Origin of the sequence: Hyphomicrobium sp. 2TAF46, assembly GCF_052114865.1 — a bacterium.
GTDB lineage: Bacteria > Pseudomonadota > Alphaproteobacteria > Rhizobiales > Hyphomicrobiaceae > Hyphomicrobium_B.
This window is the reverse complement of the sequence record NZ_JBFRFO010000005.1, coordinates 68,764-80,826: the sequence shown is the minus strand read 5'-3', so window position 1 is coordinate 80,826 and position 12,063 is coordinate 68,764. Positions and strand designations below refer to the sequence as shown.

The following is a 12,063-nucleotide window of genomic DNA, read 5'->3' as shown; positions in this document are numbered from 1 at the left end:
GGACGCCACATGACGCAAGACGTAAATGCCGGGAATGCTCCACTCATGAAGTCACGGAAGCACTGGTTTCCATTCAACGCAGAGCAGTCGATCAACATTCTCAGCGAATTCGGACCATTGGTGACGATGTTTGTCGTCAATGCGTTCTTCGGCATCAATACGGGCACTTGGGCGCTGATCGGCACGACGTTCCTGGCCATCGCCGTGATGCTCTACATGTTTCACCGGCCGCCGATTTTTCCGCTCATCGCATCGAGCGTTACCATCGTTTTCGCCGGGCTGACGATCATTACGCACGACCCGATGTGGGTTCAGATCAAGGTTACGATTTTCAACGCGTTGTTCGGCGTGTTCCTGATCTCAGGGCTTTGGCTCAATCAGAATTTCTTCAAATATGTTTTCGAAAAGACGTTCCACTATACCGATGAAGGCTGGCACAAGTTCACGTGGAGCTTTGCGCTCTTCTTCTTTTTGACGGCTGCCGCGAACGAATATGTTCGCCAGACCTTTCACGAAAACCGTATGTACGAGATCCTGGGTCATGAGATGGATGGCGTAAACGTATGGATCCTGTTCAAGGTCGCCGTCGTCTTGCCGGTATCGGGACTCTATGCGTGGGTGCTAACGAGAATTATGCAGAAGTATCGCCTCCCCGATCCGTCTCACGCTGAAGGCTGAAAAGATGCCGGATCAGAACAAGGTGCCGGGCGCGAGTGAAGAACCGCAGTTCGACCGCAAGCAGCTGATCAAGCTTGTCGTCGAGCTCGGTCCGCTCATCGTGTTTTTCATCGTCAACAGCCGCTTCGGCATCTTCGCGGGCACAGGCGCTTTCATGGTCGCGACGGTGATTGCACTTGGGGCTTCTCGGGCGCTTCTCGGGCGTATCGCAACGATGCCGCTCGTCACTGGCGTCTTCGTCTTGGTGTTCGGCGGCCTGACGCTATGGCTGCAGGACGATCATTTCATCAAGATCAAACCGACCATCGTGAATGGGCTGTTCGCCGCCATCCTGATCGCGGGCCTCATCTCGGGTCGCCTGTTCCTCAAGATCGTGTTCGGCGACGTCATGCGTCTCTCGGAAGAGGGCTGGCGCATCCTGACGCTTCGCTGGGCGCTTTTCTTCGTGTTCCTTGCGATCCTCAACGAGGTAATCTGGCGCTTCTTCTCCACCGACACCTGGGTCGCGTTCAAGGTGTTCGGCATCATGCCGATCACGTTCGTATTCGCGCTCGCGCAGATCGGATTGCTGAAGAAATATGAGCCCGCTGCGGGCGACGGGCCGAACGCCTCTTAATTGAGCACCGCCTTCTCTACCCCAGTTTAGAATTATCATATTTTTGAACACTGTTTGTCTTTTTGCTGGACGGAGCACACCCGGTCGTGTTTCCTTCCAGGAACTAATGACTAAACCGTGGGTTTTATCATTTCGTCTTATCGGCAGACCGGGGACTATCACCGGGCACGCAGATCTTTCCGGGGAGGAGAGAGGCGGAATGCACTGGGGCATGGAATGGCACGTGACGCAACCAACCGCCTCGAGCGGTCGCCTTTGCACCTTCTACACAGAGCCGGACAAGGTGCAGCTGAACTCTTCCAAACCGAACTTGGCGATGACGATCTAACACCTCGTCAGTATGCCATTTTGCTGACGGTCGCTCAGAACGAGGGCGTCAGCCAGACGCAGCTCGTGGAGCTGACCGGGATCGACCGTTCGACGTTGGCCGACGTCGTTCGCCGCATGCTCAAGAAGGGCTTGCTGCAACGGCGGCGGACGCGGGACGATGCGCGCGCCTACGCCGTCAAGGTGACGGACGAGGGCGCAAAAGTTCTCAAAGCCCGCGAGCCACTCGCGCGCAAGGTGGATGAGCGCATTCTGGCGGGCTTGCCTGCGCAGAACAGAGATCGCTTTCTTCAGGATCTCGGTACGATCATTCAGGCTCTCAATCGCCTCAGCGATAAAGAGGGCGCCGGCAAATCTGCGGGCACCCTCTCATCAGCCCAGAGGCGCGGGAATTAGGCGGCCTTCGGTACGAGGTGCTGGTTGACGATCGTCTCCGCGATCTGGACGGCGTTGAGTGCAGCGCCTTTCAGAAGGTTGTCGGAGACGATCCACATCGCGAGACCGTTTTCGACCGTTGCATCCTCACGAATGCGCGAGACGAACGTCGGGAACTCGCCTGCGGCCTCGACGGGCGTAATGTAGCCGCCCGGCTCGCGCTTATCGATGACGACAACGCCGGGGGAGGCGCGCAGAATCTCGCGGGCTTCCTCGGGGCTGATCGGCTTTTCGAATTCGATGTTGACGGCTTCCGAATGGCCGACGAACACCGGCACGCGCACGCACGTCGCCGACAGCTTGATCTTGGGATCCAAGATCTTCTTGGTTTCGGCGAGCATCTTCCATTCCTCTTTCGTGTATCCGTCTTCCATGAAGACGTCGATGTGAGGAATGCAGTTGAACGCGATCTGCTTCGGAAACTTCTTCGGATCGACTTCCTGACCGGGCACGTACTTGCCTTTGGTCTGCTGCCAGAGCTCGTCCATGGCATCCTTGCCGGCGCCCGAGACCGATTGGTAGGTCGAGACGACAACGCGCTTGATGGTGGCCGCGTCGTGCAGCGGCTTCAGCGCGACGACGAGCTGCGCAGTCGAACAGTTCGGATTGGCGATGATGTTCTTCTTCGCGAAGCCGCGCACGGCGTCGGCATTCACTTCCGGCACGATGAGCGGCACGTCCTGGTCGTAACGCCAGCACGACGAGTTATCGATGACGATCGCGCCCTGAGCGCCGATGCGCGGCGACCATTCTTTCGAAACGGTCGAGCCTGCCGACATCAGGCAGAAGTCGATGCCTGAGAAGTCGAACGTCTCCAGGTCCTGGCATTTGATGACGCGATCGCCGAAGGAGACTTCCGTGCCCAGCGAGCGGCGCGAGGCCAATGCATGAAGCTCGCTGACGGGAAATTTCCGTTCCGCGAGCACCTTCAACATCTCGCGGCCTACGTTGCCCGTGGCGCCGACGATGGCGACCTTATAGCCCATGACGTTATGTCCTTGAAAATCCTGGTTTTGTCGACGAGTTCTGCCCGCGCGACGCATTTCTTCAGGGGCTTCACATACGCGGCTCACCCATGATTTTCAAGGATTGTCGAGGTTTGGGCCGTTATGCGCACCGATGGCCCCGGTGCACGCGCTTTTAATGGAAACTTGGAATAGGACGAATGGCGTGCCGCGTGAATTGTTCGCCGCCGTGAAGCAAACAATTTATACCGTTAGTAGGGGCCGCAACTTGCAATTCAAGACCGACGACAAGGGGGCGCTTTGTATCCGCAGAAAACGCTGATGATGTTGACCATCGGAGTTCTCGCGCTGTGCTCTCCGGCACTCGCGCCTTCGACATCGGCGATGACCGCCTGGCTAAACGACGAAGAGCTGCAGCGGTTCAGCGATGCGACGCTCGACGGGCGCTACGTGAGCGGGAAGGCTTTCACCGAACACTACAGCGCCGACGGCCGGCTCAAGTACGTCGAGCGCGACATGACGCTCGCGGGCCATTGGTCGATCACGCAAGGCACGCTCTGCACGATTTATGATTACGACGAGACGGGCGGATGCTATCGCGTCGCCCAAGTCGATACGAACTGCTATGAATTCTATTTCGTGTCGCGAACCGAACAGGCAGCTCCGGGGGACGGCAAGCCGCGCTGGACGGCGCGCGGAGCCATCCAAGGCAAGCCGAGCGCGTGCAAGGACGAACCGTCTGTTTGATGACGCGTTGCGCTCTGCTTCGCGGAGCCGGCTGCAAGGCGCTAGCCGAAGCCTGCCTTTTAGTGGGAAGTCCCTTACCTGCCCATCTCGCCGAAGGCGAGCCTCCGGCTCGACGGGCATCCTCTCCCATTCCGGGAGAGGAGATGCTTCCTTCTCCCGTTGGGAGAAGGTGGCCGAAGGCCGGATGAGGGCCCTTTGATCTAGGGACAGGAAATTTCTAAGCAGCGAGTGCTTTAAGCTCGGTTTCGATGGCCTTGCCCATTTCGCTCGTGCCGACCTTGGTCATGCCCGGCTGCATGATGTCGCCGGTGCGGAGGCCCTTGTCGAGGACGCGGGCGATCGCCTGATCGACGAGATCGGCTTCGTTTCCGAGATCGAACGAATAGCGCAGCGCCATCGCGAACGATGCGATCGTTGCGATCGGATTGGCGAGGCCCTTGCCGGAGATATCGGGCGCGGAACCATGCACGGGCTCGTAGAGCGCCTTGCGGCGGCCGGTCTTGGGATCGGGCGCGCCGAGCGATGCTGACGGCAACATGCCAAGCGAGCCCGTCATCATCGCTGCTTCGTCGGAGAGGACGTCGCCGAACAGATTGTCAGTGACAATGACGTCGAACTGCTTCGGATTACGGATCAGCTGCATCGCGCAGTTGTCGGCCAGGATATGCTCGAGCGTCACATCGGACGCATACGATTTGTGGACTTCGGTCGTGACCTTCTTCCAGAGCAAGCCGGTACGCATGACGTTATGCTTTTCGGCCGAGTGGACGAGGTTCCGGCGCTTGCGGGCGAGGTCGAATGCGACCTTCGTGATGCGTTCGATCTCGTGCGTGGAATAGACCTGCGTATCGACGGCGCGCTGCTCGCCGTTTTCGAGCGTCACGATTTCTTTCGGTTCCCCGAAATAGACGCCGCCAGTCAGCTCGCGCACGATCATGATGTCGAGGCCTTCGACCAGCTCACGCTTCAAGCTCGAGGCATCGGCGAGTGCGGGATAGCAGATCGCCGGGCGAAGATTGGCGAAGAGCGCAAGATCCTTTCTGAGGCGAAGGAGGCCGGCTTCCGGACGGTGCTGATAAGGAACATTTGCCCACTTCGGTCCGCCGACGGCGCCGAAAATCACAGCATCGGCTTTATCAGCCTTGGCCATCGCTTCGTCGGTGATCGCAACGCCGTGCGCGTCGTAAGCTGCGCCGCCGACGAGATCGCGATCGATTTCAAAGCGGACCGTTTTGCTCTTGTTGTTGAAGAACGTGATGAGGCGCTCGACCTCTGCGATCGTTTCGACGCCGATACCGTCGCCAGGGAGCAAAAGGAGGTTGTGCGTCGTCATCCGTTAACAATCCTTGGTCAACTGAAGAGGGGAAATCTGTCGGGGGGAGTGCTACCTTTTGGTTCGGCGCGCGGCAAGCTCCCGGCCGCAAAAAACGGCACTTTGGCGCAGAGGGTCCCATGCAGCTTCAACGATGGCGGTCCGCTTCACTGGCGTTAGGGCTTTTGTTGCCGCGTCTTTTCGTGCACGAGGCCCTCGCCGATGACCGGCCGGTCCTGTCGCTTCCGCTCGTCTGCCAGCCCCACAGGACCTGCTTCATCCAGAATTACGTCGATATCGATCCGGGCCGCCCGGCAATGGACTACATGTGCGGCCGTGCGACCTTCGACAAGCACAGCGGCGTCGATTTCCGCCTGCTCTCGGCGGCCGCCACGACGCCGCCGGTTTCCGTCCTCGCGTCGGCCGACGGCACGGTGAAGGCCGTGAGGGACGGGGTTCAGGACGTCTTTTTCAAGAAAGCCAAACCGCAGGACGTTGCGGGACGCGAATGCGGCAACGGGGTTATCCTCGATCATGGCGGCGGCTGGGAAACCCAGTACTGCCACATGCATCAGGGGAGCGTGCGCGTCGCCAAGGGACAGACCGTCAAACGCGGGGATACCTTGGGCGAAGCCGGGTTTTCCGGAATGGCGGACTTCGCGCAAGTGCACATCAGCGTTCGTCACGACGGGAAGACCATCGATCCATTTCTTCCTGATCTGGCTGACGGAAAGTGCGATCCCAACGCGCGGGGGCCGGGGCTTTGGGAGCCGCAGGCTGCGGCGGCGTTTCCGTACAAAAACGGCGAGATGATCGGCGCGGAGTTCGCCGGTGCACCGCCGACGGTCGAGGCGCTCGAAATCGATCATCGCAATGTCGTGCCCCTGACGACGGCGTCGCCGGCGCTCATCCTCTACGGCCGGTTCATCAATCTGATGAAGGGCGACCGGGTGCATTTCACTGCTTCTGGGCCGGGGAGTGAGATTTTGGATGAGAGCGCGGCACCGCTTGAGCGCGATAAGGCGACGTACGTCGCATTTGCTGGCAAGCGGCGTCTCGGCGACACTTGGCCGGTGGGCCGCTATAGCGGGCGTGTCGAGCTTATTCGCGACAAAGGTGTGATCGCGACGAACATCGTCACGTTCGATCTCAACGAGGCGTCACGATAAAAAGCCTGGCAGCGGAAACGCTAGCGTGAAGCCGCCAACCGTCAGCACCGTCCCGAGGCCGCCGAGCAGGAGGCTGCCGAAGAGAAGGAAGTTGCCGCCCGAGATGAGCGCGACGGATGCAAGCACGATGGCGATCTGGAGCAGCGCCTGGCTGTAGTCGAAATAGGGGTTACGCTTCAGGGCTTCGTCGCGCGACGCTTCAAGGGCCTTGGCCTTCTGGAAGAGTTCGTCGAGACCTTCACCGCGTTCGGGATCGCTGGTGAGCTGCTTGTCTTGGAGCTTGTAGTCGGCGAGCTTCGCCTCGATCTTTTTGCGGACGTCATCGGGCATTGTGGGCGTTGCCGACAGCATCACTTCGAATTCGTCGGCGTGAAGTCTGAGGGCCTGGCGGCGGGCATTCTTGGCCTGGAAGAACGACCAGACGTTCGAGGCGGCAATGTTCTGGTGTGTCGCGTCCTGCTGAGAGTTACTGTCGCCGAGACTGCAGATTGCCAGAATGACCGCGAGAATGCCGACGTAGACGCCGATGAGCTTTTCGCGGTTTCGCGTTCCCTCGGTGCTTGCGCCTCCGGCCTTTTCGGCACCGAGTTCTTCCAACGCCACCATCTTACCCCCCGGTCGACTAGCTTCCTCTAGACGATACGATCTTCAGGCGGCGCTGCGAGCGAGCGTGCCGGAAGCAGGTCTTTGCGGTCGATTGCCTTGCCGTCGGCTCCAAGCCTGTAAAGGATCGGAGCGCCGGTCGCGAGTTCACGTTCCAGAATTTCGTCCTTCGACAGATTTTCCAGGATCATCACGAGGGCGCGGAGCGAATTGCCGTGCGCGGCGATGATCACGTTCTTGCTGGCGGTGATCTGCGGCCAGATGGCCCTATCGTAATAGGGACGAACGCGGGCGAGCGTGTCCTTCAGGCTTTCGCCATCGGGCGGGGCAATGTCGTAGGAGCGGCGCCAGAGCTGAACCTGCGATTCACCCCACTTCTTGCGCGCTTCGTCCTTGTTGAGGCCCGATAGCGCGCCGTAATCGCGTTCGTTCAGCGCGGCGTCGCGGATGATCGGCACATCGGTCTGGTTGAGTTCCGATAGAATGATATCGAGCGTTCGTTGCGCGCGCTTCAAGGCGCTGGTGAAGGCGATATCGAACTTCACGCGATGGTCGCGGATCATCCGGCCCGCGACGCGTGCTTCGATCACGCCTTTTTCCGTCAGGTCCGGATTGCGCCAGCCGGTGAAAAGATTGAGCTTGTTCCACTCGCTCTCGCCGTGGCGCACAAGCACAAGAATGTTATCTGTCAGAGCGTCCGTCATATCCTCTTCCCGGCGTCTCCAGCAGCGTTCGGCTATGGATTTTTGATTAGATACCCAGCACGTCGGTCATAGCGTAGAGACCCGGTGCGCGGCCTTTTGCCCAAAGGGCAGCCTTTACAGCGCCGCGAGCGAAAATTCCGCGGTCTCCGGCGCGGTGGGTGAGTTCGATAAGCTCGCCGTCGCCGGCAAAAATTACCGAGTGCTCACCGACGACGCTGCCGCCGCGCAAGGTGGCAAACCCGATGTCGCCCTGGCGGCGCGGGCCGGTGTGCCCGTCGCGGACGCGAACGGAACGTTCGGCAAGCGCAATTTCGCGGCCCGCTGCGGCGGCTTCTCCGAGCATCAATGCGGTTCCCGACGGGGCGTCGACCTTCATCCGGTGATGCATCTCAACAATTTCGATATCGTAGTCGTTCCCGAGCGCGGCGGCCACCTGGCGCGTCAGCGCTTGCAGCAGGTTGAGGCCGAGGCTCATGTTTCCAGCCTTGACGATCGGCGTCAACTTCGCGGCCTCGGCGATCGCCGCGTTGCTTTCTGCATCGAAGCCGGTCGTGCCGATGATATCGGCGGTTCCCGAACTCGCGGCGAGGCGCGCGAATTCAATGCTCGCCTTCGGCACGGTAAAATCGACGATGGCGTCGGCGGCTGCGATAACGGCGGCGGCGTCGCTTGTGACGGCAATGCCGAGAGGCTCGAGGCCCGCGAGTTCCCCGATGTCCTTTCCGAGGACGGATGAGCCCGGTGTCTCAAGCGCGCCGCTGACACTGCAGCCTGGTTCAGCGGCGATCGCGCGGATCAGTTCGCGGCCCATTCGGCCGGCCGCGCCCATTACGGCGATCTTCATGACGTCTCCGGTAGCTTCTCTCGTCACGCCAGCGCCGACTGCAACTCACAACTTGCCTAAGCTTCGGTGCGAGGCGTCAGCGTGACTGCCGTCTAGCCGGGCCGATATAGCAATGCGGTTGCTCAACCGTAAAGGGTAAGTCCGGCGAAATCGCCGGATCGATGCCCTAAACGGTGAGCAGTTGCCGTCAGGGGAGCGTTAAGCGTGGGCCTTGGCGCGCTCAAGAGCCTGAACAATGAGGGATTTGGCTTCGTCGACGTGGCCCCAATGATCGATCTTCACCCATTTCCCCGGTTCGAGGTCCTTGTAGTGGGCGAAGAAGTGCTCGATCTGCTCAATGGAGATCTTCGGCAGGTCGGTATAGCTCTTCACCGACTCGTAGCGCTTCGTCAGTTTGCTCGACGGGACCGCGATGATCTTTTCGTCGCCGCCGCCGTCGTCTTCCATGACGAGAACGCCAACGGGACGGCAGTTGATGACCGCACCCGGTACAATCGCCCGCGTATTGCAAACGAGAACGTCGATCGGATCGCCGTCGCTTCCCAAGGTGTGGGGAACGAAGCCGTAATTGCCGGGGTAGCGCATGGGTGTGTAGAGGAAGCGATCGACGATGAGCGCTCCGGACGCCTTGTCCATCTCGTACTTGACCGGCTCGCCGCCGACCGGCACTTCGATTACGACATTGATATCATCCGGCGGCGTGTTGCCGGGTTTGATGGCGTCGAGACGCATGGGTGGTCCTCAAATAATAGCGTTCTGGTTTGCGGCCACGCTTACTTGAAAGAGCGGCCGCACCACGACCGCTTAGGTCACAGTTTATAAGCGTCCTATGCGGCAAAAGGAGCGTGCCGTCATCTACCGGAGCTACCACAGGATGTCCTTACCACTCGAAGGCGACCCGGGTGCTCAGCGCGTTGCCGAGGCGGACGCATGACCGGCGGGTCGGACGACCTCCGCAGCGGATATAGAAAGCGCGGGCCCTGTCATTGCCCTCGAGCGCCCACACGATCAACCGCTCGAGGTCGAGACCGTCGAGCGTAGCGCGGCAGGCTTCGAACATGTGTTCGCCAATGCCGAGACCTTGGTAAACGGGCGCCAGGTAGAGTTCGTAGATCTCTCCGGTATTACGGCCGCCACCGCGGGCACGTCCGCATGTCGCGTAGCCGGCGATCCGCTCGCCATGAAGAGCGATGAGCAGATTTCGTTCGGTGGAGATAGCGCGACGCCACCAAGTGGCATCACGGCGCATGATTTCGCGATCGAGATAGGGCGTTGGCAGGATACCGGTGTATGCCAGCCGCCAGGAATCGCGGAAAACTTCAGCGATCTCGCCAGCGTCGCTGGGGCGGGCGTTGCGGACAGAAACCTCGAGGTTCTGGTTCAGCATGGAGCTAGTCTAGCGCCAAGCCGCATCGAACGCATCAACGCTTCGGGGAAAGACGCAAATAAAAAAGACGCGGAACATATGTTCCGCGCCTGCTTAGATGTAGTGCCCCACTCGACAGACCTTAAACTCGCCCGCCGCTCGCCGGCTCTTAGCCGACGTTCTTGAACTGCTCGAACGACTTCGTCGTCGCGGCGCCAACCGTTTCGAGAGCCTGCTTCGTAACCTTGTTCGACAGCTCGAAAAGCTCTTTCGACTGGGAACCGGCAACGGCGAACTGCTGCTGCCAGTAGTTTGCCTGGAGGCGTGCGATTTCCGGGAAGGTGCGCGCGCGGGCGATGGCCTGAGCGGCTTCGAAGGCTGCTTCCGTGTTAGCAAGCGTGTTTGCAACGATCTTCTCGCCGATCGACTTGGCGCCGGCCTGGGTCGTCAGCAGGACTTCCTCAGCGACCTTGGCGTTGTCTTTCGCGAGCGAGGTGAACTTGTGATAGGCGTCGCGTGATTTGGCGATGGCATCTTCGGCGAACGCGGAGATGTTCTCTGGAACCTTGGCGTCTTTGCCAGCGGTGAACATCTCTTGAGCCTGCTTTGTGAAGTCTTGAACTTGGCGGGTGAAAGCGTCGGTCATGGGGTGACTCCTAATTTTTCAATAAATTTAAGCGTGCCTTGCAAAGAGGTCTGGCCCTCGACGGCGAACCATGTCCGCTATATAAGCAATGCGATTGTGCAATGCAACAAGTTTTTGCTTCGCACCTGGAGAAATGCGATTTTGAGGCTCGGAAGCGCGTCCATATGCCTCAAATATGTCTATATCCTGACCCGGGTGGGCAGTTATCCCCTATCCTCTTGTTCGCAGCTGCGAAGGGGGAACGTGTTCAATTCCGACTTGTCAAAGTTTTGAAAAAACATCGCGATAGCCGACTGCGCTCGGATCGAACATAACGTCGCGGCGCGTGAGCGGACGGGCCAAGGCCAGTCCTTCAAGCGTCCGGCAACGGGAGAGCGCGACGTAGGTTTGGCCATGCGCGAACGTCCCGCCGCCGAGATCAACATAGACTTTGTCGAGTGTCAGACCCTGGGCTTTATGAATTGTTAAGGCCCATGCGAGACGCAGCGGGAACTGCTTGAAGGTTCCGGCGATCGTCTCGACGATCTTCTCAGCGGATTGATCGAAGGCATAGCGCCGGTGTTCCCAGGCGACCTGCTCGACCTCGTATTCCTTATCTCCGACTTCGACGAATATCTGTTTCTCCGTCAGGCGCGAGACGCGGGCGATCGTGCCGTTGACCCACCGCCTGTCGGGATCGTTTCTGAGCATCATCACCTTGGCGCCGGGCTTCAGTTCGAGGGCGACGTCGGCGGGCTGCACGTTCGCTGCGAAGTCGCCGGTGACATTGGCGTCGAACCTTACCGGCGGCCCTTTGATCGCATCGAGATAGGCGGTGTTGATGCGTTTCGCGGCGGCGTTCGTCGGCGTCAAAATTACGTAGGGCTCGCCTTCCGCCAGAGTGCGGATGGGGCTGACGCGCTTGTTGATGAAGGCCAGATCGTCATCGCTGACATTGCCGTCGCGCACGGCGTTCAGCACGTGAATGAGAGAGCCGTCGGTTTGACGGAAGATCTGATCGAGCTCCAAAAGCGCCGTGCCGTTTCCTTCGCGCAGCGCCGGAATTGAAAAGAAAAAGGGGCTTCCATGCGTGTCGATGAGGTGGGCGAGTACTTCGCGTTCCTGAATAACCGGCGGCAACTGATGAAGATCGGCAAAGAGCAAGATGCGCGCGCCGCCGAACGGCTCGCGCGGGCGGCCGCGATTGACGCGAAGGGAGCGGTCGATCGCCCACATCATGTCGGAGCGCACCATCGAGGCTTCGTCGATGACGACGAAATCGAGCGCGCGCATGACGCGGCCGTTGCGGCTTCGCCGGATGTCGGTTTCCTGAATGAGGCGCGGCGGAAAGCCGAAGAAGGAATGAATCGTCTGGCCGCCGATGTTGATCGCCGCAAGGCCCGTCGGCGCGAGCACGACCATGCGATCCTCGTAGGCGTCGCGTAGCGCTCGGAGCAATGTGGATTTGCCGGTTCCGGCGCGGCCGGTGACGAAGAGATTGCCGGCCTCTTCTTCGATGAAGGCAGCGGCGCGCTCGAAGCCCGGCGTCGGCGTTATGCCTTTGGGCCAAGTGATCATGCTGTTGCTTTGATGATGAGCATTCATCCGACGAAAGCCTATCAACTCCGCGCGACGCGAACGGGTCGCCTAGCATTCCAATATTGTTGCTGCA

The 12,063-nt window shown here is 59.9% G+C and carries 14 protein-coding genes; 5 read left to right on the top strand and 9 right to left on the bottom strand.

What is annotated here, in order from left to right; translation table 11 throughout:
- Nucleotides 1–9: 9 nt before the first annotated feature.
- The 3 genes from AB4Z24_RS11775 (at nucleotide 10) to AB4Z24_RS11765 (ending at nucleotide 2,017) form a co-directional block, all read left to right on the top strand.
- Entirely contained in the window at nucleotides 10–678 is a 669-nt protein-coding gene (locus AB4Z24_RS11775; protein WP_441708356.1) for an inner membrane-spanning protein YciB, read from the top strand.
- Nucleotides 679–682: 4 nt separating this feature from the next.
- Nucleotides 683–1,294, top strand: a complete 612-nt coding sequence (locus tag AB4Z24_RS11770) for a septation protein A (RefSeq protein ID WP_441708355.1) — start codon at nucleotides 683–685, stop codon at nucleotides 1,292–1,294.
- A gap of 216 nt (nucleotides 1,295–1,510) precedes the next feature.
- The gene (locus tag AB4Z24_RS11765) at nucleotides 1,511–2,017 is read left to right on the top strand and encodes a MarR family winged helix-turn-helix transcriptional regulator (RefSeq protein WP_441708354.1); all 507 of its coding nucleotides are present in this window, start codon (nucleotides 1,511–1,513) and stop codon (nucleotides 2,015–2,017) included.
- Here AB4Z24_RS11765 and AB4Z24_RS11760 read toward each other — a convergent pair.
- Nucleotides 2,014–3,042: an aspartate-semialdehyde dehydrogenase gene (locus AB4Z24_RS11760; protein WP_441708353.1), complete on the bottom strand. Its 1,029-nt coding sequence runs from the start codon at nucleotides 3,040–3,042 to the stop codon at nucleotides 2,014–2,016. The two genes, AB4Z24_RS11765 and AB4Z24_RS11760, sit on opposite strands and share 4 nt — an antisense overlap.
- Before the next feature lie 300 nt (nucleotides 3,043–3,342).
- Between AB4Z24_RS11760 and AB4Z24_RS11755 the strand changes: the two genes are divergently transcribed.
- Nucleotides 3,343–3,768, top strand: a complete 426-nt coding sequence (locus AB4Z24_RS11755; protein ID WP_441708352.1) for a hypothetical protein — start codon at nucleotides 3,343–3,345, stop codon at nucleotides 3,766–3,768.
- 217 nt (nucleotides 3,769–3,985) lie between these two features.
- Here the strand turns inward: AB4Z24_RS11755 and leuB are convergent, their stop codons facing one another.
- The gene (gene leuB / locus AB4Z24_RS11750) at nucleotides 3,986–5,101 is read right to left on the bottom strand and encodes a 3-isopropylmalate dehydrogenase (RefSeq protein ID WP_441708351.1); all 1,116 of its coding nucleotides are present in this window, start codon (nucleotides 5,099–5,101) and stop codon (nucleotides 3,986–3,988) included.
- A gap of 119 nt (nucleotides 5,102–5,220) precedes the next feature.
- Here leuB and AB4Z24_RS11745 point away from each other — a divergent pair, with 119 nt between their 5' ends.
- A complete protein-coding gene (locus tag AB4Z24_RS11745) occupies nucleotides 5,221–6,249 on the top strand; it encodes a M23 family metallopeptidase (RefSeq protein WP_441708350.1) in 1,029 nt (342 codons plus the stop codon).
- Here AB4Z24_RS11745 and AB4Z24_RS11740 read toward each other — a convergent pair.
- The 7 genes from AB4Z24_RS11740 to AB4Z24_RS11710 form a co-directional block, all read right to left on the bottom strand.
- Nucleotides 6,241–6,855: a DUF4337 domain-containing protein gene (locus tag AB4Z24_RS11740; RefSeq protein ID WP_441708349.1), complete on the bottom strand. Its 615-nt coding sequence runs from the start codon at nucleotides 6,853–6,855 to the stop codon at nucleotides 6,241–6,243. The genes AB4Z24_RS11745 and AB4Z24_RS11740 overlap by 9 nt on opposite strands.
- 26 nt (nucleotides 6,856–6,881) lie before the next feature.
- Entirely contained in the window at nucleotides 6,882–7,544 is a 663-nt protein-coding gene (locus tag AB4Z24_RS11735; protein WP_441708793.1) for a 2,3-bisphosphoglycerate-dependent phosphoglycerate mutase, read from the bottom strand.
- A gap of 58 nt (nucleotides 7,545–7,602) precedes the next feature.
- The gene (gene dapB, locus AB4Z24_RS11730) at nucleotides 7,603–8,400 is read right to left on the bottom strand and encodes a 4-hydroxy-tetrahydrodipicolinate reductase (protein ID WP_441708348.1); all 798 of its coding nucleotides are present in this window, start codon (nucleotides 8,398–8,400) and stop codon (nucleotides 7,603–7,605) included.
- 198 nt (nucleotides 8,401–8,598) lie between these two features.
- Nucleotides 8,599–9,132: an inorganic diphosphatase gene (gene ppa / locus AB4Z24_RS11725; RefSeq protein WP_441708347.1), complete on the bottom strand. Its 534-nt coding sequence runs from the start codon at nucleotides 9,130–9,132 to the stop codon at nucleotides 8,599–8,601.
- Between the two features lie 148 nt (nucleotides 9,133–9,280).
- Entirely contained in the window at nucleotides 9,281–9,787 is a 507-nt protein-coding gene (locus AB4Z24_RS11720; protein WP_441708346.1) for a GNAT family N-acetyltransferase, read from the bottom strand.
- A 148-nt stretch (nucleotides 9,788–9,935) separates the two neighbouring features.
- Complete coding sequence (locus tag AB4Z24_RS11715) at nucleotides 9,936–10,412, bottom strand: phasin family protein (RefSeq protein WP_441708345.1); 477 nt, start codon at nucleotides 10,410–10,412, stop codon at nucleotides 9,936–9,938.
- A 261-nt stretch (nucleotides 10,413–10,673) separates the two neighbouring features.
- Nucleotides 10,674–11,969 carry an ATP-dependent DNA helicase gene (locus AB4Z24_RS11710; RefSeq protein WP_441708344.1) on the bottom strand — a complete coding sequence of 432 codons (1,296 nt, stop codon included), beginning with the start codon at nucleotides 11,967–11,969 and terminating at the stop codon, nucleotides 10,674–10,676.
- Nucleotides 11,970–12,063: the final 94 nt, after the last annotated feature.